The organism is Virgisporangium ochraceum (genome assembly GCF_016863655.1).
Lineage (GTDB): Bacteria > Actinomycetota > Actinomycetes > Mycobacteriales > Micromonosporaceae > Virgisporangium > Virgisporangium ochraceum.
In genome coordinates this window covers 189,171-210,535 of record NZ_BOPH01000053.1, presented here as the reverse complement: position 1 = coordinate 210,535, position 21,365 = coordinate 189,171, and the positions used below count along the sequence as shown (strand labels likewise).

The 21,365-nt window shown below is 71.2% G+C and carries 19 protein-coding genes; 11 read left to right on the top strand and 8 right to left on the bottom strand.

The annotated features are described in order from the left end of the window. Positions 1–99 precede the first annotated feature (99 nt). From Voc01_RS53160 to Voc01_RS20175, 3 genes are all read right to left on the bottom strand, one after another. Complete coding sequence (locus Voc01_RS53160) at positions 100–252, bottom strand: hypothetical protein (RefSeq protein WP_239160335.1); 153 nt, start codon at positions 250–252, stop codon at positions 100–102. Positions 253–447: 195 nt separating this feature from the next. Next, entirely contained in the window at positions 448–777 is a 330-nt protein-coding gene (locus tag Voc01_RS20180) for a hypothetical protein (RefSeq protein ID WP_203929021.1), read from the bottom strand. 94 nt (positions 778–871) lie between these two features. Beyond that, the gene (locus Voc01_RS20175) at positions 872–1,189 is read right to left on the bottom strand and encodes a hypothetical protein (RefSeq protein ID WP_203929020.1); all 318 of its coding nucleotides are present in this window, start codon (positions 1,187–1,189) and stop codon (positions 872–874) included. Between the two features lie 207 nt (positions 1,190–1,396). On the opposite strand from Voc01_RS20175, the gene Voc01_RS20170 reads away from it, so the two are divergent. Then, positions 1,397–3,055: an NAD(P)/FAD-dependent oxidoreductase gene (locus Voc01_RS20170; protein ID WP_203929019.1), complete on the top strand. Its 1,659-nt coding sequence runs from the start codon at positions 1,397–1,399 to the stop codon at positions 3,053–3,055. Positions 3,056–3,123: 68 nt separating this feature from the next. Then, entirely contained in the window at positions 3,124–4,542 is a 1,419-nt protein-coding gene (locus Voc01_RS20165) for an ATP-binding protein (protein WP_203929018.1), read from the top strand. Here the strand turns inward: Voc01_RS20165 and Voc01_RS20160 are convergent. Continuing rightward, positions 4,517–5,278 carry an N-formylglutamate amidohydrolase gene (locus tag Voc01_RS20160; RefSeq protein WP_203929017.1) on the bottom strand — a complete coding sequence of 254 codons (762 nt, stop codon included), beginning with the start codon at positions 5,276–5,278 and terminating at the stop codon, positions 4,517–4,519. The genes Voc01_RS20165 and Voc01_RS20160 overlap by 26 nt on opposite strands. Before the next feature lie 112 nt (positions 5,279–5,390). Between Voc01_RS20160 and Voc01_RS20155 the strand changes: the two genes are divergently transcribed. Next, the gene (locus Voc01_RS20155) at positions 5,391–5,972 is read left to right on the top strand and encodes a DUF3455 domain-containing protein (RefSeq protein WP_203929016.1); all 582 of its coding nucleotides are present in this window, start codon (positions 5,391–5,393) and stop codon (positions 5,970–5,972) included. A gap of 76 nt (positions 5,973–6,048) precedes the next feature. Here the strand turns inward: Voc01_RS20155 and Voc01_RS54110 are convergent, their stop codons facing one another. Continuing rightward, positions 6,049–6,558 (bottom strand): LppU/SCO3897 family protein, encoded by a 510-nt coding sequence (locus Voc01_RS54110; protein ID WP_203929015.1) that lies wholly within the window; start codon positions 6,556–6,558, stop codon positions 6,049–6,051. Between the two features lie 148 nt (positions 6,559–6,706). After that, positions 6,707–7,090 (bottom strand): dihydroxyacetone kinase phosphoryl donor subunit DhaM, encoded by a 384-nt coding sequence (dhaM, locus tag Voc01_RS20145; RefSeq protein WP_203929014.1) that lies wholly within the window; start codon positions 7,088–7,090, stop codon positions 6,707–6,709. A gap of 65 nt (positions 7,091–7,155) precedes the next feature. Between dhaM and Voc01_RS20140 the strand changes: the two genes are divergently transcribed. The 3 genes from Voc01_RS20140 to dhaL all read left to right on the top strand — a co-directional run bounded on the left by Voc01_RS20140 (position 7,156) and on the right by dhaL (position 9,639). Continuing rightward, on the top strand, positions 7,156–7,935 hold the full coding sequence (locus Voc01_RS20140; RefSeq protein ID WP_203929013.1) for an IclR family transcriptional regulator: 780 nt from the start codon (positions 7,156–7,158) through the stop codon (positions 7,933–7,935). 85 nt (positions 7,936–8,020) lie between these two features. Next, positions 8,021–9,019: a dihydroxyacetone kinase subunit DhaK gene (dhaK, locus tag Voc01_RS20135; RefSeq protein ID WP_203929012.1), complete on the top strand. Its 999-nt coding sequence runs from the start codon at positions 8,021–8,023 to the stop codon at positions 9,017–9,019. Further along, the gene (dhaL, locus tag Voc01_RS20130; protein WP_203929011.1) at positions 9,016–9,639 is read left to right on the top strand and encodes a dihydroxyacetone kinase subunit DhaL; all 624 of its coding nucleotides are present in this window, start codon (positions 9,016–9,018) and stop codon (positions 9,637–9,639) included. Before dhaK ends, dhaL begins: the two co-directional genes overlap by 4 nt. A gap of 560 nt (positions 9,640–10,199) precedes the next feature. Here the strand turns inward: dhaL and glpK (Voc01_RS20125) are convergent. Then, on the bottom strand, positions 10,200–11,687 hold the full coding sequence (gene glpK / locus Voc01_RS20125) for a glycerol kinase GlpK (protein WP_203929010.1): 1,488 nt from the start codon (positions 11,685–11,687) through the stop codon (positions 10,200–10,202). Between the two features lie 100 nt (positions 11,688–11,787). Then, positions 11,788–12,546, bottom strand: a complete 759-nt coding sequence (locus tag Voc01_RS20120; protein ID WP_203929009.1) for an IclR family transcriptional regulator — start codon at positions 12,544–12,546, stop codon at positions 11,788–11,790. 159 nt (positions 12,547–12,705) lie between these two features. Here Voc01_RS20120 and Voc01_RS20115 point away from each other — a divergent pair, with 159 nt between their 5' ends. The 5 genes from Voc01_RS20115 to Voc01_RS20095 all read left to right on the top strand — a co-directional run bounded on the left by Voc01_RS20115 (position 12,706) and on the right by Voc01_RS20095 (position 21,285). Further along, a complete protein-coding gene (locus tag Voc01_RS20115) occupies positions 12,706–13,530 on the top strand; it encodes an MIP/aquaporin family protein (RefSeq protein ID WP_203929008.1) in 825 nt (274 codons plus the stop codon). A gap of 78 nt (positions 13,531–13,608) precedes the next feature. Beyond that, positions 13,609–15,126, top strand: coding sequence for a glycerol kinase GlpK (gene glpK / locus Voc01_RS20110; RefSeq protein WP_203929007.1), 1,518 nt, complete (start codon positions 13,609–13,611; stop codon positions 15,124–15,126). Between the two features lie 57 nt (positions 15,127–15,183). Then, the gene (locus Voc01_RS20105; protein ID WP_203929006.1) at positions 15,184–16,899 is read left to right on the top strand and encodes a glycerol-3-phosphate dehydrogenase/oxidase; all 1,716 of its coding nucleotides are present in this window, start codon (positions 15,184–15,186) and stop codon (positions 16,897–16,899) included. 662 nt (positions 16,900–17,561) lie between these two features. Then, positions 17,562–20,480, top strand: coding sequence for a M36 family metallopeptidase (locus tag Voc01_RS20100; protein WP_239160334.1), 2,919 nt, complete (start codon positions 17,562–17,564; stop codon positions 20,478–20,480). A 37-nt stretch (positions 20,481–20,517) separates the two neighbouring features. Continuing rightward, a complete protein-coding gene (locus Voc01_RS20095; RefSeq protein WP_203929004.1) occupies positions 20,518–21,285 on the top strand; it encodes an arylamine N-acetyltransferase family protein in 768 nt (255 codons plus the stop codon). Positions 21,286–21,365: the final 80 nt, after the last annotated feature.

Genomic DNA, 21,365 nt, shown 5'->3' with positions numbered 1-21,365 from the left:
CCCACGGCGGGGGCCGACCCGACGCTTCCCTTCGTCGGGCCGGCCGTCCGGTGCTTCCCGACACCGGCGGTTTTCGCCGGCCGTCGACGCCTGCGCGCGTCAGCAGCCCGGTGGCTCCCAGTAGTTGGTGTTCTCGGCGGTGAAGGCTCCGGCCACCAGGTTCTGCACCCAGTGCATCCGCGTGACCGCGGCCTCCGGGAAGTCTCCGTAGGCCTGGGCGACCCAGGCGGCGCAGCCGCGGGCTCCGAGCACGCGGAGCGAGCTTTCGATCGCTTCCCGTACCTTCTCCGGGCTTGGTTGGTCGGTTCTGCGTAGCGACGATGCGAAGAGCGCTTCGCACCGCATGGTGTGAAGGTTGACGCGAGGCACCCGCCGATGCTCCGTCGCGGGGCACGGGCGAGACATCCGCCAACTCGCGCGACCGGGAACGTCCGCGCGTCGGGAGGCTCAGCTCCAGGTGCGCGAGCGGATGTGGAACCACTGCCCGGCGTCGTCGTCGACGTCGGTGCCGTCGTAGTCGAGGTTCAGGTCGAAGATGCCGTCGAGGACCTCGAAGTCGGCCGGGTGCACGTCGGTGGTGTACGCACCGCAGTGGTTGCGCACCACGGCCTCGACCGCGATCGCGTTGCCGCAGATGGTGGTGGTGTGCTGGTAGATGTAGGTGATCCGGGTGCCGTCCGGTGAGCCGGAGTCGGCGTTCGCGGCGCCGGCCACGGCCAGCAGCCCGCCGGCGGCGAGCGCGGCGACGCTCACCGCGCGGAGAATCGGTCGTTTCATGGTGTCGGTCCTTCCGGAGTGGGGTCGGAAAACAGCTGGGCGCCCACCACCCGGTCGACGGGTAGGGGCGCCCAGCGCGTGGAGACCGTGCGGTCTACCAGCCGCCGTTGTACGCGTAGGCGCCACCGCGGCAGCTGGCCGAGGCGAACCCGGCGATGGCGATCGCGTTGCCGCAGACGCTCACCGGCGCCTGGATCACCGACGAGAACTGGTTGCCGTTGCCGAACCCGGCGTTGTAGCCCGACCACATGCCGCCGCCCCAGCCGCCGTAGCCGCCGTAGCTGTTGTAGCTGTTGTAGCCGTAGTCGTCGTAGTGGTGCCCGCCGTGGGCCGCGGCCGGTGCGCTGAAAGCGAACAGGCCTGCGCCGGTGATGGCGGCGATGCTGACTGCCCGGAGGATCTTCCGCTTCACTGTGTTGCCCTTCCCCGTTGATGTGCGCCCCGTCCCGAGCGCTACGGGAATAGCTAAGCCCAACGAGCGGAGGTTCGTTGCGGTTTCGGGGTAATTCATCCGTCTATCCGACGAACCCTGACAAATCGCCCACGCGGCGGTGTGTTGTCGATCGACCCCGGGCGGGTGGAGACTTGCCGTTGCCTGCACATGGAGGAGGAGCCCCCTTTGAGCCGTCCGGCGATTCTCACCGTCGACGACGATCCGGCCGTGTCCCGGGCGGTCGCCCGCGACCTGCGCCGCAAGTACGGCGAACATTTCCAGATCGTGCGGGCGTCGTCGGGCGACGAGGGCCTGGCCGCCCTGCGCGAGCTGAAGCTGCGGGGCGGACGCGTGGCCGTGCTGCTCGCCGACTACCGCATGCCGCAGATGAGCGGCATCGAGTTCCTCGAACAGGCCATGGACCTGTTCCCCAACGCGCGGCGCGCGCTGCTCACCGCGTACGCCGACACCGACGCCGCGATCCAGGCCATCAACGTCGTCGACGTCGACCACTACCTGCTCAAGCCGTGGGACCCGCCGGAGGAGAAGCTGTACCCGGTGGTCGACGCGCTGCTGGAGGCGTGGAAGGCCGTCCCCGACCGCGAGGTGTCGGAGATCAAGGTGGTCGGGCACCGGCTCAGCGCCCCGTCGTGGAAGCTGCGTGACTTCCTCGCCGCCAACCTGGTGCCGTACCGCTGGTTCACCGTCGACGACCCGGAGGGTCAGCGGCTGCTCGACGCCGCCGGCGTCGGCCCGGAGGCGGTCCCGTTGATCGTCACCGCTGACGGGCGTCCCCTCGCCGCTCCTTCCAAGGCGGAACTGGCCGCGGCCGTGGGCCTCTCGACGGAGGCCAGCCAGGACTTCTACGACCTGGTGATCGTCGGTGGGGGACCGGCCGGGCTCGGCGCCGCCGTGTACGGGGCGTCCGAGGGCCTGCGCACCGTGCTGCTGGAACGGCGGGCCACCGGCGGGCAGGCGGGGCAGAGCTCGCGGATCGAGAACTACCTGGGCTTCCCCGACGGGGTGTCGGGCTCGCAGCTCACCGAGCGTGCGCGCCGGCAGGCCGGCCGGCTCGGCGCCGAGATGCTCACCACCCGCGACGTCACCGCGATCGAGGCGCGCGGCTCGGCCCGCGTCGTGCGGTTCGGCGACGGCAGCGAGATCTCCGCGCACACGGTGATCCTCGCGACGGGTGTGTCGTACCGGCCGCTGCAGTGCCCGGGCGCGTCCGACCTCACCGGCCGCGGCGTCTACTACGGCTCGGCGGTCACCGAGGCGTCGGCGTGCAAGGACAGCGACGTGTACATCGTCGGCGGGGCCAACTCGGCCGGCCAGGCGGCGGTGTTCTTCTCCCAGTACGCCCGCAGCGTCACCCTCGTCATCCGCGGCGAGTCACTGGAGCGCTCGATGTCGTACTACCTCATCCAGCAGCTCGCCGCGATCGAGAACGTCAGCGTCCGCACCTGCACCGAGGTGGTCGGCGCCCACGGCGACGGGCGGCTCGAGGAGCTCACGCTGCACTGCAGCAACGGCAACACCAGCGACCGGGTCGAGGCCGGCTTCCTGTTCGTGTTCATCGGCGCCGAGCCGCGCACCGACTGGCTGGGCGACACGGTCGCCCGCGACCCGCGCGGCTTCGTCTACACCGGCACCGACCTGATGCTCGACGGCAAGCGCCCAGCCGGCTGGGACCGCGACCGCGACCCGTTCCACCTCGAGACCAACGTGCCCGGCATCTTCGCGGCCGGCGACGTCCGGGCGAACTCGGTCAAGCGGGTGGCCTCCGCCGTCGGCGAGGGCGCGATGGCGGTGACACTGGTGCACAGGTACCTGGAGGGCCAATGAGTGAGCTTGCGAGCGAATCATCAGCGCAGACTCTGGCGAATGCCTCGCCACGCGAAGCGGGGCGGGGCATGACTCCCGATGAACTGCGGTCTCTGTTTCTCTTCGAGTCGCTCTCCGACGAGCAGTTGCGGTGGCTCTCGGAGCACGGCTCGATCGAGGAGTACCCGGCCGGCGACGTGCTCCGCGAGGGCGAGCCGGCCGAGAAGTTCCTCGTGCTGCTCGCCGGCACGGTGTCGCTGAGCCGGCGCTCCGGGAACAGCGAGATCGAGGTCAACCGCAGCGACCACGCCGGCTCGTACATGGGCGCCACCCAGGGATACCTGAACGACGACCAGTACGGCCGCGTCTACACGATGACCGTGCGCGCGATCACCCCGGCGCGGTTCTTCGTGCTGCCGGGCATGGCGTTCGGTCAGATGGTGCGCGAGTGGTTCCCGATGGCCATCCACCTCCTCGAGGGCCTGCTGTTCGGCATGCGCAACTCGCAGGCGGCGATCAACCAGCGCGAGCGGCTCAGCGCGCTCGGCTCGCTCACCGCCGGTCTCATGCACGAGCTGAACAACCCGGCCGCCGCCGCGTCGCGGGCCACCGTCGCGCTGCGGCAGCGGGTGGCCGGCATGCGGCAGAAGCTCGGCAAGCTCGCCGACGGCCGGGTCACCCAGGAGCAGCTGGTGGCGCTGACCCAGCTGCAGGAGTCGGTGATCGAGCGGGCCGCGAAGGCGCCGTCGTTGAGCGCGATGGAGGCCAGCGACCGCGAGGACGAGCTGTCGGACTGGATGGACGACCAGGGCGTCTCCAACGCCTGGGACCTGGCCCCGATCTTCGCCCAGGGCGGCATGGACATCGAGTGCCTGGAGGAGATCCGCACCACGGTCGGCGATCCGCTGCTGGTGGAGAAGTCGTTGCAATGGCTCGCGTACGCGCTGGAGACCGAGCAGCTGATGACCGACATCGAAGACGCCACCGCGCGCGTCTCGTCGCTGGTCGGTGCCGCCAAGCAGTACTCGCAAATGGACCGCGCGTCCTACCAGTCGATCGACATCCACGAGGGGCTGAAGAGCACGCTCGTCATGCTGCACCACAAGATGGGCGACGGCGTGAAGATCGTCAAGGACTTCGACCGCGACCTGCCGAAGATCCCGGCCCACCCGGCCGAGCTGAACCAGGTGTGGACCAACCTCATCGACAACGCCGTCCAGGCGATGAAGGGCCAGGGCACGCTCACCGTGCGCACCGCGCGGGAGAACGACTGCCTGCTGGTGGAGGTCCGCGACACCGGTTCCGGCATTCCCGCCGACGCGCTGCCGCGGGTGTTCGAGCCGTTCTTCACCACGAAGCCGGTCGGTGAGGGAACCGGGCTGGGGCTCGACATCTCCTACCGCATCGTGGTCAACCGGCACCGCGGCGACATCACCGTCACCTCGCAGCCCGGCGACACCCGTTTCCAGGTGCGGCTGCCGCTCACCGAGCCGCCCCGATCAGAGTAGCCAGCGCGTCGATCAGCGGGCCGAGGCCGTCGTGTGGCGGGCCGCCCGGTTCGCTCATGTAGATGTCGCGGCGGATCTCGATCATGATCGAGTGGACCGCGTGCGCGCGACCGTAGTGCTTCAGCGGGACGTAGCAGCCGGCGAACGGCGTGTCGACCGCCGTGTCGCCGAACGCCTCCTCGGCCGCGGCGAGGAGGTCCGGTGGCGTGTGGAACGGGTCCGTGCCGAGGCACACGGGTGGGCGCGGCCCGTCTGCGTGCAGCTCGTACGGCAGGGGGCGGCTCGGGTACGAGTGCACGTCGACGATCGTCACGCGTCCCCTCGCCGCGAGCAGTTCGTCCACTGTGGACGTCATTGCCTCCGCGTACGGGTGGAAGTACGCGTCGAGGAGGGCGGGGTCGTCGTCGCGGAGCACCGCGCCGCCGGTGGTGCGGGTGTAGACGGCGCCCATGCCGACCGCCCGCAGCTCCTCGCGCTCGTCGGGGAACCGCTCGGGATCGACCACGAGCCGCGAGACCCGGTTGACGAACCGGTGGGGCCTTACCGGTGCCTGTGCCGCGGCGCATTCGGCGATGAGGTCGGTGTGCGCGTCGGTGATGAGCGCGAGTTCGGTGGCGAGCTCGGCGTCGGTGAGACGGAGGTCACGCCTGACCTCGGCCGGGACATGTGTCGATGCGTGCGGCACGTGCAGCAGCACCGGCGACGCGGGGTCCCCGGCCAGCAGGTCGAACGCCATGCCCGAGCTTATGTCATCGAGCGGACACTTTCGTCCGGCTTAAGTCGGTCTAAGGGGAGCGCCCGAACGCGACGGATGTCGATACCGTCCCGCGTGGATTGGGGGTGTGTCCATGGTGGACATCAAGAGGAAGTACCGGATCGGGGCCGCCGTCGCCGCGGCGGTCCTGGCCGGTGGGCTGGCCGGCACGCCGGCGCAGGCGGCACCGGCCGCGCCGGCCGCTCCATCCGGCGGGACGGTCTTCGGGGGGACCTTCACGCTGCCGGCCGGTGCGCCGACGCCGGGTGACGGGTTCGTGGTCAAGAGCGCGTACCGGGTGGTCGCCGGCGTGCAGGAGTACGCCTGCACCGACGCGGGCACCTGGGCGACCGCGTCGACGCCCACCGCGGTGCTGCTGAAGTACGGATCGCTGCGGGCGATCTACCACTACGCCGGGCCGCGCTGGCGCGCGCTCGACGGGTCGACCCTGCTCGGCGCGGTGGCGACCCGGGTGCCCAAGGACGGCACCATCCCGTGGCTGCTTCTCACGACCACCGTCGAGAAGGGCAAGCCGGGACAGGAGCTGTCCAACGTGACCCACATCAGCCGCGTCAACACGAGCGGTGGCGTAGGACCGACGGGCGCCTGCACGGCCGGCACGACGCAGAAGGTGCCCTACGGCGCCGACTACGTGTTCTGGGCTCCCACCGGGTAAGGCACGCGGCGCTTCTACCCGGCACAAGCGCGCGGCGCCCCGGTTCCCCGGGGCGCCGCGTCACGGCGTGGTCGGGTCAGCCGACCGGGCCAAGGCAGAGCACGAGGCCCTTCTTGCCCTGCTCACCCTCCCAGTACGCCTGCTCGGCGCCCTGGTCGACGAACGGGCCGCAGGCGCTGATGCCGGCCTCGGCCTGGGTCTTGTCCTCCACCCGTCCGACGACCTTGAAGTCGGCCTCGGCGCTGCCGCACTCGACGACCTTCAGCTCGTCGGAGCCCTCCTGGGAGACGCAGTCGCCGACCTTGGCCTTGCTGGCGGCGTCGCGGTTGAGGTAGGTGGTCACGGCGAAGATGCCGCCGAGCACCAGCAGCGTGGCGACGATGCCCGCGATCCGCTTGCCCCAGCCCCCACCGCGACGGGGTGGCTGCGGCGCGGCCGGCTGGAAGCCACCGCCCTGTGGCGGGGGGAACCCGCCCTGGTTCGGGTCGCCGCCGGGCGGCGGGAACTGACCCGGCTGCCCCGCCGGCGGCGGGAACTGCTGCTGGTTGTCGGTGAAGGGCTGCTGCGGCCCGGAGGGGCTGGACATGGTGCTCCTGGTTCGAGTCGGTCGAGCTTGCCTTCTCTTTATCGGCCCGCAGCGTATCTACCGAGGTAAAGCCCCGTCGTACCGCCGTACAGAACTTGTCACCGTTCCGAGCCCTTCACATGCTCGATCACCCTGCGTGATCGTCACGCTAGAACTTCGGTGCCTCGCGGGCCTCTGCCGCCGCGGCCGAGACGTCGTCGAGGCCGGCTCCGGTGGCCGCCAGCACGGCGGCCGCCACCGCGCCCTCCACCAGCGGCGCGTCTACCAGGAGCACGTCGGCGCGGGGGTGGTCGTCGAGGACGGTGCGCGCGGTGAGCACGGCGCTGCCCAGGTCGGCGAGCACCACGACGCCGCCGCCCCGGTCGGCCTTGGTGATCGCGGCCTCGATGCGCTGGTAGCTGGTGCCGAACCGGCCGTCGTCGGTGCCGCCGGCGGCCTCGACCGCCACCTCGCCGGGCGCGAGTTGGACCACCATCTCGCGCAACCCCGCGGCCAACTGCTCGCTGTGCGAGACCAGTACCAGACCCACCATGATGCGGATGCTAATTTCGTCTCGTTCTGTTCTGCAATACCGAACGCAATAACACAGGGGAATGTATGGCGACCGTACAGGCCGTGGCGCGGGCGATGGAGATCCTGCGAGGCCTCGCGGGGGCACCGCGCGGGCTCGGGGTGACGGAGGTGGCGGCCCGGCTCGGGGTGGCGAAGCCGACCGCGCACGCGTTGCTACGCACGCTGGCCGATGGCGGCCTGGTGAACCAGGACCACAACACCGGCAAGTACCGCCTCGGCCCCGCTCTGCTCGAACTGGGCAATGCCTACCTCGAGACGCACGAGCTGCGCGCGCGGTCGCTGATCCTGGCCGACTCGCTGGCGTCGCGGGCGAACGAGGCGGTCTGGGTGGCGGTGCCGAGCGGTGACCACGTGCTCGTCGTGCACCACGTGTTCCGGCCCGAGGGCGCGGTGCAGATCCTCGAGGTCGGCGCCGTGCTGCCCTGGCACGCCTGCGCGCTGGGCAAGGTGATGGTGGCCTACCTGCCGGAAGCCGACCGGGTGCGGCTGCTCGCCGGCGCGCTGCCCGTGCTCACCGGCAGCACGGTCACCGACACGGCCCGGCTGAGGGCGGAGCTGGAGGACGCGAACCGCAACGGCTACGCGGTCGAGGACGGCGAGGCCGCGATCGGTGACGCGGGCATCGCCGCGCCGGTCTTCGACAGCGACGGCGTCGTGGGCGCGATCGGGGTGGTCGGCCCGGTCGAGCGGGTGCTCGCCCCGGAGCGCCGGGAGACGCACGCGGTGCTCGTCCGGGAGACCGCGAAGCTGCTGAGCCGCGATCTCGGCGGTGGGCGTCCGATGTTGCGCCGCGTCGTGGCGTAGCACTTCCTTGACACACCTGAAACGGCGGGCATACGTTCCGAACCAGTTTCGGTGATGACGAACGCGCACCCCAGGATGTGACGCCGTGAAGAAGTTCATCAACGCTCCCGAAGATGTCGTCCGCGAAGCCCTCGCCGGGGTCGCCGCGGCCCACCCCGACCTGCGGGTCGACCTCGAGAACCAGATCATCGTCCGGTCCGACGCGCCGTTCTCCGGCAAGGTCGGCCTGATCAGCGGCGGCGGCTCCGGTCACGAGCCGCTGCACGGCGGGTTCGTCGGCCGCGGCATGCTCGACGCCGCCGTTCCCGGCGAGGTGTTCACCAGCCCCGTGCCCGACCAGATCCTCGCGGCGACGAAGGCCGTCGACGGTGGCGCCGGCGTGGTGCACATCGTGAAGAACTACACCGGCGACGTGATGAACTTCCAGATGGCCGCCGAGCTCGCCGCCGACGACGGGATCACGGTGGAGAGCGTGCTGGTCGACGACGACGTCGCCGTCGAGGACTCCACCTGGACGGCCGGCCGCCGCGGCACCGGCGCCACGGTGTTCGTCGAGAAGATCGCCGGCGCGCTGGCCGACGAGGGCGCGAGCGCCGCCGACGTGGCCGCGGTCGGTCGCCGGGTCAACGAGGCCAGCGGCTCCTTCGCGGTGGCGCTGACCGCGTGCACGACGCCCGCCGCCGGCAAGCCCGGCTTCGACCTGCCCGAGGACGAGATCGAGGTCGGCGTCGGCATCCACGGCGAGCCCGGCCGCCGGCGCGAGAAGCTGAAGCCCGCCAAGGAGATCGCGGCCATCGCCGTGGAGTCGATCCTGGCGGCGAAGCCGATGGCGGGCGGCGACCGCGCGATCGTGATGGTCAACGGGCTGGGTGGTACGCCGCTGCTGGAGCTGTACATCCTCTACGGGCACGTGGCCGCGCTGCTGGCCGACGCCGGGGTCGAGATCGTCCACAAGCTGGTCGGCAACTACATCACCAGCCTCGACATGGCCGGCATGTCGCTGACGATCCTCAAGGCCGACGACGAGCTGATCCGGCTGTGGGAGGCCCCGGTCGTCACTCCGGGCCTACGGTGGGGTGCATGAGCCAGTTCGACGCTGACGCCGCGCGGGCCTGGGTGGCGGCGGCCGCCGCGGCCGTGAAGGAGAACGCCGACCACCTGACCCAGCTCGACTCCGCGATCGGCGACGCCGACCACGGCGTCAACCTCAACCGGGGCTTCACCGCCGTGACCGCCGCCCTCGACGGTTTCGAGGCCGACGGGCCGGGCGCCGTGCTGGTGAAGGTGGGCACCACGCTCATCTCGAAGGTGGGCGGCGCATCGGGTCCCCTGTACGGCAGCGCCTTCCGGGCGATCGGCAAGGCTCTCGCCGGTCCCGGCGTCGACGCCCCCACGCTGGGAGCCGCACTGCGCGACGGCCTGGCCGCGATCCGCAAGCTCGGCGCCGCCGCGCCCGGCGACAAGACCATCGTCGACGCGTGGGACCCGGCGGTCGAGGCCTGGGACACGGCCGCGGCGGGAGGCCTGGCGGCCGCCGCGGAGGCAGCCGCCGAAGCGGCGGAGGCCGGCGCCAAGGCGACGGCGGAACTCCAGGCGAGGAAGGGCCGCGCCAGTTACCTGGGGGCGCGCAGCGTGGGCCACCAGGACCCGGGCGCCACGAGTACCGCCCTGATCTTCCGCGCCCTGGCAGCCACCGTCTCCTAGCGCGTATCCGCGCGCTTCGGCGCGCCCTGCGTCTCCGTGCGCTCGGCGTGCTCCTGTGTGCCCTGCGTCTCCGCGTGCTCCGGTGTCTCTGCGTGCTCCGGCGTGCCCGTGTCTCCGCGTGCTCCGGCGTGCCCGTGTCTCCGTGCGCTCTGGTGTGCCACGCGTCTCCGCCGCGCTGCCGCACCGACGCGTCCTGCGTCCTCCTGCCCCCGACGCGCCCCGTCCCTCCCGCGCCCCGAACCCACGCCCGGCCCCGCGCCGCCATGCCCCCACTCGCCGATCTTGCACTTGTGGCCCGCCCTATTTCGCGCTATGTCCGCCTTTGGGTGCGGCCACAACTGCAAGATCGGCGGGGTGACGGGCCGGAGGGCGGGCGGGGCGACGGGTCGGAGAGCGGCGGGGCGACGGGTCGGAGGGCGGGCGGGGCGACGGGTCGGAGAGCGGCGGGGCGACGGGCCGGAAGGCGGGCCGGAGGGCGGGCGGGGGACTCGCTCGGGGTGGGTGGCGGGGGGCGGGCGGGGGACTCGCTCGGGGTGGGTGGCGGGGGGCGGGGCGCAGGTTCAGGAGCGGGGTTTGATCCAGCCGAAGGTGAGTTCGACGGCTCGCTGCCAGTTGTCGTACTCCTCGGCGCGGACGCCGGCGTCCATCGCGGGGAGCCACTGGGCGGCTCGGTGCCAGTTCTGGCGAAGGCCCTCCAGGTCGGGCCAGTAGCCGACCGCCAGGCCGGCGGCGTACGCGGCACCCAGCGAGACCGTCTCGGCCACCATCGGGCGGACCACCGGCACGTCGAGGACGTCGGAGATGAACTGCATCAGCAGGTTGTCGGCGGTCATGCCGCCGTCGACCTTCAGCGTGGTCAGCGCCAACCCGGAGTCGGCGTTCATCGCGTCGACGACCTCGCGGGTCTGCCAGCCGGTGGCCTCCAGCACCGCGCGGGCCAGGTGACCCTTGGTGATGTACGACGTGAGCCCCACGATCACGCCGCGGGCCTCGCTGCGCCAGTGCGGCGCGAACAGCCCGGAGAACGCCGGCACGATGTAGCAGCCGCCGTTGTCGTCGACGGTGCGGGCCAGCGTCTCGATCTCCGGGGCGGTGCCGATCAGGCCGAGCTGGTCGCGGAACCACTGCACCAGCGAGCCGGTGATCGCGATCGAGCCCTCGAGCGCGTACACCGGCCGGTCCGAGCCGATCTTGTACCCGACGGTGGTGAGCAGCCCGTGCGTCGAGCGCACCGGCTCGGTGCCGGTGTTCAGGAGCAGGAAGCTGCCGGTCCCGTAGGTGCACTTCGCCTCTCCGGGGTGGAAGCAGGTCTGCCCGAACAGCGCGGCCTGCTGGTCGCCGAGGGCGGCGCCTATCCGGACGCCGGGGAACGCCGTCACGGCGGTGCCGTAGACCTCGGCCGAGGAGTGGATCTCGGGGAGCATGGCCCGCGGGATGTCGAAGAAGGCCAGCAGCTCCTCGTCCCATTGAAGGGTTTCGAGGTTCATGAGCATGGTGCGGCTGGCGTTGGTGACGTCGGTGACGTGCAGGCGCCCGCCGGTGAGGTTCCAGATCAGCCAGGACTCCATGGTCCCGAAGAGCACCTCGCCGCGCTCGGCCCGTTCCCACAGGCCCGGCCGGCTGTCGAGGAGCCAGCGCAGCTTCGGCGCGGCGAAGTAGGTGGCGAACGGCAGCCCGCACAGCTCGCTGACCCGCTCGGCGCCCGGCTTCTCGGCCAGCTTCTGCACCAGCGAGTCGGTGCGGGTGTCCTGCCACACGACGGCCCGCGAGACGGGCACGCCGGTGCGCCGGTCCCACAGCACGGTCGTCTCGCGCTGGTTGGTGATGCCGACGGCGGCGATCTGGTCGGGGGTGACGCCGAGCCGCGGCGCGAGCCGTTCGACGTTGCGCCAGATCTCGGTCGCGTCGTGCTCGACCCAGCCGGGACGCGGGAAGTACTGCTGGTGCTCGCGTTGCGCCACCGACACGAGCTGGCCGCGCCGGTCGAACACGATGCACCGCGTGGAGGTCGTGCCCTGGTCGATGGCCACTACGTAGCGCTCGGTCATGACCGCACCTCGCTCCGCGAGCTGCGGTCATGGAGCCGAGCCGCGAGCGGCTCGGATCGGCTGTGCTGATTGATGCCCTCGCACAAGTGCTCGGTCATGGTCAGGCCCTTCCCGAGCCGAGATCCCGCGAGACCGCGCGGGCCGCTTCGCGGACGTAGGAAACGAGCGCGGGGCTGGGTCGGCCCCGGCTGTCGCAGAGCCGTTCCACCAGCCCGGAGACGCCGATCGCGCCGACCACCAGGCCGCCGTAGCCGCGGATCGGCGCGGCGATTCCGGCCTCGCCGGGCGTGAGCTCCTCGACCTCGTGGGCCCAGCCCTGTTCGCGCACGGCGGCCAGCGCCCGCGCGAGGTCGTCGGGACGGGTCAGGGTCCGCCGGGTGAAGGGCTCCAACGGGACCGCGCGAGCGGCGTCGGCGCTGTACGCCAGCAGCACCTTGCCCATCGCGCAGGCGTGCAACGGCAGCAGCGAGCCGACGTCGAGCGTCTGGAACGTGTCGTCCGGACGGAACACGTGGTGCACCACGAGCACCTTGCCGTCGAGGATCGTGCCGATGCGCACCGCCTCGCCGCTGCGCGCGGCCAGCGGGTCGGCCCAGTTGATCGACCGCGACCGCAGCTCGTTGACGTCGAGGTAGCTGGTGCCGAGGTGCAGCAGGGCGGCGCCGAGCCGGTACTTGCCGGAGTCGGTGTCCTGTTCGACGAACCCCACGTGCTGGAGCGTGCGCAGGATTCCGTGGGTGGTGCCCTTGGCGAGGTCGAGCGAGCGGGAGATCTCGCCGATACCCAGCCGCCCTGAACTGCTCGCGAGCAGCCGGAGGATGGCCGCTGCCCGCTCGATCGACTGCACGCTGCCGGGCACATCCCGCACCCTAACTGCGGATAACACCGTTCGACAATGTCGACCGCTGTTCGTTGACGATCGGGTGTCGGGCTCCGTACGGTCCTCCCAATCGTCTGAACGGTCACCTGCGGGAAACACGCGCGAAACCCTGGTGACCTGCCTGAATCTGGAGGGCACATGGCGGCACGATTCAAGGTCTCCGGTCTGGGCGGCGAACTCCTCGCCGAGTTCGCCGGAACCCTCATCCTCATTCTCTTCGGCTGTGGCGTGGTGGCTCAGGTCGTCGCCACCGGTGTCGGGGAGGTTCCGTCCATCCACTGGGCCTGGGGCCTGGGTGTGGTGATGGGCGTGTACGTGGCCGGGCGAATCAGCGGCGCCCATCTCAACCCCGCCGTCACGATCGCCCTCGCCGCGTTCAAAGGCTTCCCGTGGCGCAAGGTCGCTCCCTACTCCCTGGCCCAGTTCCTCGGCGCGTTCGTCGCGGCGCTCATCGTCCGCTGGAACTACAGCGAGGCGCTGGCCACCTTCGACCCCGGCAACACCCCCAAGTCACAGGGCGTCTTCTCGACGCTCCCGGCGACCGCGCTCGGCGTCAGCGAGTGGGGCGCCTTCCGCGACCAGATCATCGGCACCGCGATCCTGCTGTTCCTGATCCTCGCTGTGACCGACGTGCTCGCCACGCCGCCGCAGGCGAACCTCGCGCCGTTCATCGTCGGCCTGATCGTGGTCGCGATCGGTATGGCGTGGGGCGCGAACGCCGGCTACGCGATCAACCCGGCCCGTGACTTCGGGCCCCGTCTCGCGTCGTTCCTCACCGGGTACGGGGAGGCGTTCCGTGATACGACGGGTTATCCGTACTGGTGGATACCTATCGTCGCGCCGATCATCGGTGGTCTGATCGGAGCCGGGCTGTACCAGGTGCTCGTCGGGCGTCACCTGCCGCCGCCGGACGTCGAGCCCGAGACCGGCCGCATTCCCACCACCGATAGCGTCTCGGCATGACCGCCGTAGCGGTAGCGGAGGCGGTTATGCCGATGGCAGTTGTCAGTGCCCTTGATGAAATTGCCTAAGGAGACGGATATGGCTGACTTCGTCGGAGCCGTAGACCAGGGCACCACGAGCACCCGGTTCATGATCTTCGACCACGGCGGGAACGTCGTCGGCATGCACCAGCTGGAGCACGAGCAGATCCTGCCCCAGGCCGGCTGGGTCGAGCACAACCCGGGCGAGATCTGGGACCGCACCACCACGGTGATCACCACCGCGCTGCGGTCGCAGAACCTGCAGGCGAGCGACCTCGCGGCGCTCGGCATCACCAACCAGCGCGAGACGGCCGTGGTGTGGAACAAGCGCACCGGCCGACCCCTCTACAACGCGATCGTCTGGCAGGACACCCGCACCGACCGCATCGCGAGCGCGCTCGACCGCGGCGGCCAGGGTGACGTGATCCGGCGGAAGGCCGGGCTGCCGCCGGCGACCTACTTCTCCGGCGGCAAGATCCAGTGGATCCTCGAGAACGTCGACGGGGTCCGTGAACTGGCCGAGAAGGGTGACGCGGTGTTCGGCAACACCGACACCTGGTTGCTGTGGAACCTCACCGGCGGTACCGACGGCGGGGCGCACGTCACCGACGTCACCAACGCCAGCCGCACGATGCTGATGAACCTGGAGACGCTCGACTGGGACGACGAGCTGCTGTCGTTCTTCGACATCCCGCGGTCGATGCTGCCGGAGATCCGGCCGTCGTCCGACCCGAACCGGTACGGCGTCACCCGCGCCGGCGGCCCGCTCGGTGGCGAGGTCGCGCTCACCGGTGACCTCGGTGATCAGCAGGCGGCTACGGTCGGCCAGGTGTGTTTCTCGCCCGGTGAGGCGAAGAACACATACGGGACCGGCAACTTCATGCTCCTCAACACCGGCACCGAGCTGGTGCGGTCGCAGAACGGGCTGCTCACGACGGTCTGCTACAAGTTCGGCGACGCCGACGCGGTCTACGCGTTGGAGGGGTCGATCGCGGTGACCGGTTCCGCCGTCCAGTGGCTGCGCGACCAGCTGGGCATCATCCGGAACGCGGCCGAGAGCGAGACGCTCGCGGCGCAGGTGCAGGACAGCGGCGGGGTGTACTTCGTGCCGGCGTTCTCCGGCCTGTTCGCGCCGTACTGGCGCTCCGACGCCCGGGGCGCGATCGTCGGTCTGTCCCGCTTCAACACGAGTTCGCACATCGCGCGGGCTACGCTGGAGTCCATCTGCTACCAGTCCCGCGACGTGGTGGAAGCGATGGAACAGGACTCCGGGGTGTCGCTCGACGTGCTGAAGGTCGACGGTGGCATCACCGCCAACCAGCTGTGCATGCAGATGCAGGCCGACATCCTCGGCGTGCCGGTCAGCCGGCCGGTGGTGGCCGAGACCACGGCGCTGGGCGCGGCGTACGCGGCCGGCCTCGCGGTCGGGTTCTGGAAGTCCACCGACGAGCTGCGGGAGAACTGGAACGAGTCCCAGCGCTGGCAGCCCACCTGGAACGACGAGCAGCGCCAGGAAGGGTACGGCCGGTGGAAGAAGGCAGTTGAGCGCACGCTCGACTGGGTAGACGTCGGCTGACAGACGACGGCGGGCCGTCGCCACGAGCGGCGGCCCGCCACGACGGAAAGGCCTCGCATGCGCTCCGGATCCTTGTCACCAACGGCTCGTCAGACCGCGCTGGAAGCGATGGCCGCCGCTCCGGAACTCGACGTGGTGGTCATCGGCGGCGGGGTGGTCGGCGCCGGTGCGGCGCTCGACGCGGTGACCCGCGGCCTGTCCACCGGCCTGGTGGAGATGCGCGACTGGGCCAGCGGCACGTCGAGCCGGTCGAGCAAGCTGATCCACGGTGGTCTGCGGTACCTGGAGATGCTCGACTTCGCGCTGGTGCGCGAGGCGCTGCGCGAGCGTGGGCTGCTGATCCAGCGGATCGCGCCGCACCTCGTGCGTCCGGTGAAGTTCCTGTACCCGTTGCAGCATCGGGGCTGGGAGCGGTTCTACGCCGGCGCGGGTGTCGCGTTGTACGACGCGATGGCCTCGACGGGCGCCCACCGGGGACTGCCGCGGCACCGGCACCTCACCCGGCGGGCGGCGCTGCGCGAGGCGCCGGCCCTGAAGAAGGACTCGCTGGTCGGCGCGCTGCAGTACTTCGACGCCCAGGTCGACGACGCCCGCCACACGATGTTCCTGGTGCGCACGGCCGCCGCGTACGGCGCGCACGTCGCGTCGCGGGCGCGCGTGGTGGGGTTCCTGCGCGAGGGCGAGCGGATCACCGGGGTGAAGGTGAAGGACCTCGAGCACGACGAGGTCTACGAGGTGCGGGCCCGTCAGGTCATCAACGCCACCGGCGTGTGGACCGACGAGACGCAGGCCCTGGTCGGCGAGCGCGGCCAGTTCAAGGTGCGGGCGTCCAAGGGCATCCACCTCGTGGTGCCGCGTGACCGGATCCAGTCGAGGACCGGGCTGATTCTGCGCACGTCCAAGAGCGTTCTTTTCGTGATCCCGTGGGGCCGGCACTGGGTGATCGGCACCACCGACACCGACTGGAAGCTCGACAAGTCGCACCCGGCCGCGTCGAGCACCGACATCGACTATCTGCTCAACGAGGTCAACAAGGTTCTGATCACCCCGCTCACCCGCGCCGACGTCGAGGGTGTCTACGCCGGGTTGCGGCCGCTTCTCAGCGGCGAGAGCGAGGTGACGTCGAAGCTGTCGCGCGAGCACACCGTGGTGAGCCCGTTGCCGGGGCTGGTGGTGGTGGCCGGCGGCAAGTACACGACGTACCGGGTGATGGCCAAGGATGCCGTCGACACGGCCGTGCACGGGCTCGGGGTCTCGGTGCCGAAGTCGTGCACCGAGCGGATCCCGCTGCTCGGCGCGGAGGGCTTCACCGCGCTGTGGAACCAGCGGCGCACGCTGGCCGCCGACACCGGCCTGCACGTGGCCCGCGTCGAGCACCTGCTGCGCCGGTACGGCTCGCTGGTCGACGAGGTCCTCGACGTGATCCGGGCCGATCCGACGCTGCGCGAGCCGATCGACGGCGCCGACGACTACCTTCGCGCCGAGATCGCCTACGCGGCCTCGCACGAGGGCGCGCGGCACCTCGAAGACGTGATGACCCGGCGCACCAGGATCTACATCGAGTCCTTCGACCGTGGTGTGCAGGCGTCGCGCGAGTGCGCGGAACTCATGGGTGCGGTGCTGGGCTGGGCGCCGGAGCAGATCGAGCGGGAGGTCGAGCACTACCGCCTGCGGGTGGAGGCCGAGCGCGCGTCACAGGAGCAGCCCGACGACGCCACCGCCGACGCCACCCGGCTCGGCGCGCCCGAGGTGGTTCCGCTGGCCGGCGCGTAGCGAGCGCGGCGAGGAACTCGTCGGAACGCTCCTGGAGTGCTCGCGGCCCGGCGAGAGGTGGCCCGAGTCCCGGTCGCTCGTGTCTTTGCGGGTGCGGGTGCCTGTTGATCGTCTTTTGAGGAACGAACGTGTAGTCAGACTTCGCGTTCGTTCCTGGAACAGCGATCAAGGTGGTCGGTACAGATCTGGTCAGCCGGTTCCCGGCGACGGACGGTAGCGGTGAGGGCCGGCCGAGCCGGAATGTCGGCTTGCTCGGCCGTCGGCTGCGTGCGAGCCTCCGACTCCGGACGCAGCAACACCGCGTCGGCGGTGCGCGTCGACCGGTCGGGACCGCGCACCGCTTGCCTCGCCCGCGTCGGCCGCATGGGCCATCCGCCTCGTCGGCCGCCCGGCCCGCGTCGGCCCGCCTGTGGCGGCCGGCCCACTTCGTCCGCCGCGTCGGCCGGCCAGGGGCGGCTCACCTCGCCGGCCCGCCGCGCCGACCCGCTTCGCCGGCCGGCCAGGGGTCGCCCTGCTCGCGGGCTGCGTTGGTGGTAGTGCGGGGCGGGGTTTCTGGCCCTTGGCCGTACCCGCGCCTCGCGCTCCGAGGCTTCCCCCGTGGCGCGCTCCTCAGGTAGTGATGCATGTGCATGCATGGTTGCTTGCATCCAGGGGAGGAAAGCGTGCGCAGAAGGAGTATGGCCGGCGTCGCCATCGCGGCGTTGGTGGTGAGCGTGGGCGGCATTGCGACCGGCACGGCCGCCCCGGCGGTGGCCGACCCCGGCCGCCCCGGTACGTCGGGAACCACACCGGCGGCTCTCGAACTACCCGCGGACGGACACCCGTCCCGTGACAAGGACAACCGCCTCGGCCGCGTCGAGCCCAACGCGGCCCAACGGTCGGTGGCCGGCGCCAAGGCGTCGGTGCGCTGGAACAACCTCGGCACCCCGCGGTCGCTGAGCCCGGCGAGCGCCTCGGCGCGGTCGATCGCCGGTGGCCTGTCGAGCGACCCCGACACCGCCGCCCGGCAGTACATCATGCAGAACCAGGCCCTCTTCGGGCTCGACGGGGCCGCGGTGTCCACAATGGAGACCCTGCTGGTGCGCCCGATCGGCACGGGCGCGCTCGTGCTGCTGCGCCAGCGGTTCGGCACCCTCGCGGCCGGGCACGACGGTCAGGTGGCGGTGCTGGTGAACAACGGCACGGTCGTCCGGGTCACGTCGTCGCTCTCCCGCGACACGAGCGTGCCGCAACCGGCCACTCTCACCCCGGCCCAGGCGGTGGGCGCGGCCCTGTCCGACGCCGGCGTGGCGGCCGGCGACCTCGCCGGCACCCCCGACGCGCGCCTGGTGGCCGTGCCGACCCCGCTCGACGGGCCGCGCGCCGCGTACGCGGTGTCGTTCGCCTCGACGGCCCATGACCACCCGGACTCCTACACCACCTACGTCGACGCCCGGACCGGCGGTGTGCTGGTCCGCGAGGACCAGGTCGACTACGACACCGACAACCCGCAGTGGGCCGTGTTCCCGGCCGCACCGCCGGCGAGCGGCGCCGACACCCGTGAACGCTGGTGCTTCGCGCCGGCCGCCGGGTGCGTGCGCACGGTCCGCGACCCGAACACCGGCCAGGCCTGGGACGTCAACGTGGCCAGCGGCACGCCGACGTTCACCTCGTCGGGCAACTCGGCCAACAACGTCGTGCAGTGGGGCGGCGGCACCGCGCCGTTCCCCGCGACGGCGAGCCCCGACCGCAACTACACCTACACGTTCACCGACCAGTGGCGTCAGTCGCGCTGCAACCCGGACGTGTACGCCACGGCCCAGCGCAACGACGCCGACGCCGCGGTGAGCAACCTCTTCGCGATGCACAACCGCATGCACGACTGGGCCTGGCACCTCGGGTTCACCGAGTCCACCTGGAACATGCAGGTGGTCAACGTCACCGGCGCCGGTCTCGGCGGCGACGCCGAGCAGGGACGCGCGCAGAGCGGCGCGATCTCGGGCAGCCGCAACAACGCCAACCAGGGTACCGGGCGCGACGGCCTGCCGCCGACGACGAACATGTTCCTGTGGCAGCCGCAGGCCGGCGGCGTCTACCCGCCGTGCGTCGACGGCGACTACGACATGTCGGTGATCGGCCACGAGTACACGCACGCCATCACCAACCGCATGATCGCCGGCCCCGACACCGGGATCGGGTCGGCGCAGGGCGGCGCGATGGGCGAGTCGTGGGGCGACCTCATGGCGATGGAGTACATGGCCGAGTACGGCTTCCGGCCGCCGGGGGAGACCCCGTTCGTCACCGGTGGCTACGCGACGGGCAACCTGACCCAGGGCATCCGCAACTACGACATGAGCCGCAGCCCGCTCAACTACTCCGACGTGGGCTACGACCTCGTGGGCCAGCAGGTGCACGCCGACGGCGAGATCTGGTCGGCCACCAACGTGCGCGTCCGCAACGCGTTCGTCCAGCGGTACGGTGCCGGCACGCCGGCCCTGCAGGCACAGTGCGCCGACGGGCTCGTGCAGCCCGACGCCTGCCCGGGCAACCGGCGCTGGGTGCAGCTGGTGTTCGACTCGTTCCTGCTGCAGGCCGACAGCCAGTTCAGCATGCTCGACATGCGCGACAACATGCTCGCGGCCGACCTGGTGCGGTTCGGCGGCGCGAACCAGGACATCATGTGGAACGCGTTCGCCACGTCGGGTATGGGCATGGACGCCACGAGCGGGCCGAGCGACGCCGACCCGGTGCCGAGCTTCGCCAGTCCCTACACCACGAACGCGACGGTGACCCTGCGCGCGGCCGGTGACGCGGCGGGCGCCGCGATCCGGCTCTACGTGGGCGACTACGAGGCACGGGCGGTGCCGATCGCCGACACCGACCCGAACACGGACCTGCCCGACACGTTCCAGATCGTCGGCGGGCAGCAGTACTCGTTCACGGCCGGCGGGCCGGGCTTCGGGTACCGCAAGTTCAGCTCGTTCGTGCTCGCCGGACGCGCGCAGGACCTGCCGCTGAACCTGCCCCGCAACCTCGCCTCGGCGACCACCGGCGGCGTGTTCTCCGGCGACGGCGCCAACCTGGCCAGGCTCGGCGACGACACCGAGGCCACGAACTGGGTGGCGACGGACGGCGTGGCCGGCAAGCGGGTCACCGTCGACCTCGCCGGTACGGCGCCGCACCTGGTGAGCCGCGTCAACGTGAGCGCGCTCCTGCGTCCGCAGGACCTCACCGACCCGGCCGACAACCAGGTGCAGAACCGGTACAGCGCGCTGCGCTCGTTCGCGGTGTCGGCGTGCAACTCGACGGTGGCCGACTGCTCGCAGCCGGGCAACTTCCGCCGGGTGTACACGAGCCCGACGGACGCGTTCCCGGCCGGCAACTTCCGGCCCACCGCGTCGCAGCTGAACCTCCGCACGTTCTCGTTCGCGCCGGTGCCGGCCACGCACCTGCGCATCGACGTGTTGAGCAGCCAGTGCACGGGCAACCCGCGCTACGCGGGCGAGCAGGACAACGACCCGCGCGCGAACACCGACTGCGCGGCGAACAGCCCGTTCGCCTCGCAGGTACGGATCAGCGAGTTCCAGGTCTTCACCCGCTGAGACTGACCTGAGGGGTCCATCGCGGTAGCCTGCCGCGATGGACCCCTCACGTGTTCGGCGGTATCTGGAACGGCTCGGAGTCGAGCGGGGGGCGCCGACGCTCGGGTTGCTGGGGGAGCTGCAGGAGCGGCACCTGCACGTGGTGCCGTTCGAGAACCTCAGCGTCCACCTGCGGGAGCCGATCGTGCTGGAGCCGGCGGCGCTCGTCGACAAGATCGTCGAACGGCGACGGGGCGGCTTCTGCTACGAGCTCAACGGCGCGTTCGGCGCGCTGCTCACCGCGCTCGGCTACGAGGTCACCCACCTGGCGGCCCGGGTGAAGACCGGGCCGCTGTTCGACCATCTGGCCCTGCGCGTCGACCTCGACGGTGGGCCGTGGCTCGTCGACGTGGGCTTCGGGCGCTTCACGCACCGGCCGATCCGGCTCGACGTCCGCACACCGCAGTCCGATCCCGGCGGCACGTTCACGGTGACCGCGGACGCGTCGGGCGACCTCGCCGTCGACCGCGACGGCGAACCGGAGTACACGATGGAGACCCGGCCGCGCACGCTCGCCGACTTCGAGCCCACCTGCTGGTGGCAGTGCACGTCGCCGAAGTCGCACTTCACGCAGTCACTGGTGTGCACGCGGCTCACCGGCTCCGGCCGCGTCACGCTGAGCGGACGCACGCTGATCCGCACCCGCCCCGACGGCCGCGACGAGCGCACGCTCGGCGGCGACGCCGAGGTGCTGGCCGCCTACCACGAGCACTTCGGAATTGTGCTCGACACGGTGCCGGAGGTGCGGGCACCATGGGGTACATGACGCGACTGTTTATCCGGCCCCGTGTACCGGTGGCCACCTGACGTTCGCGTATCCCTGCGCAGGTAGAGAGCCCCGGTCCG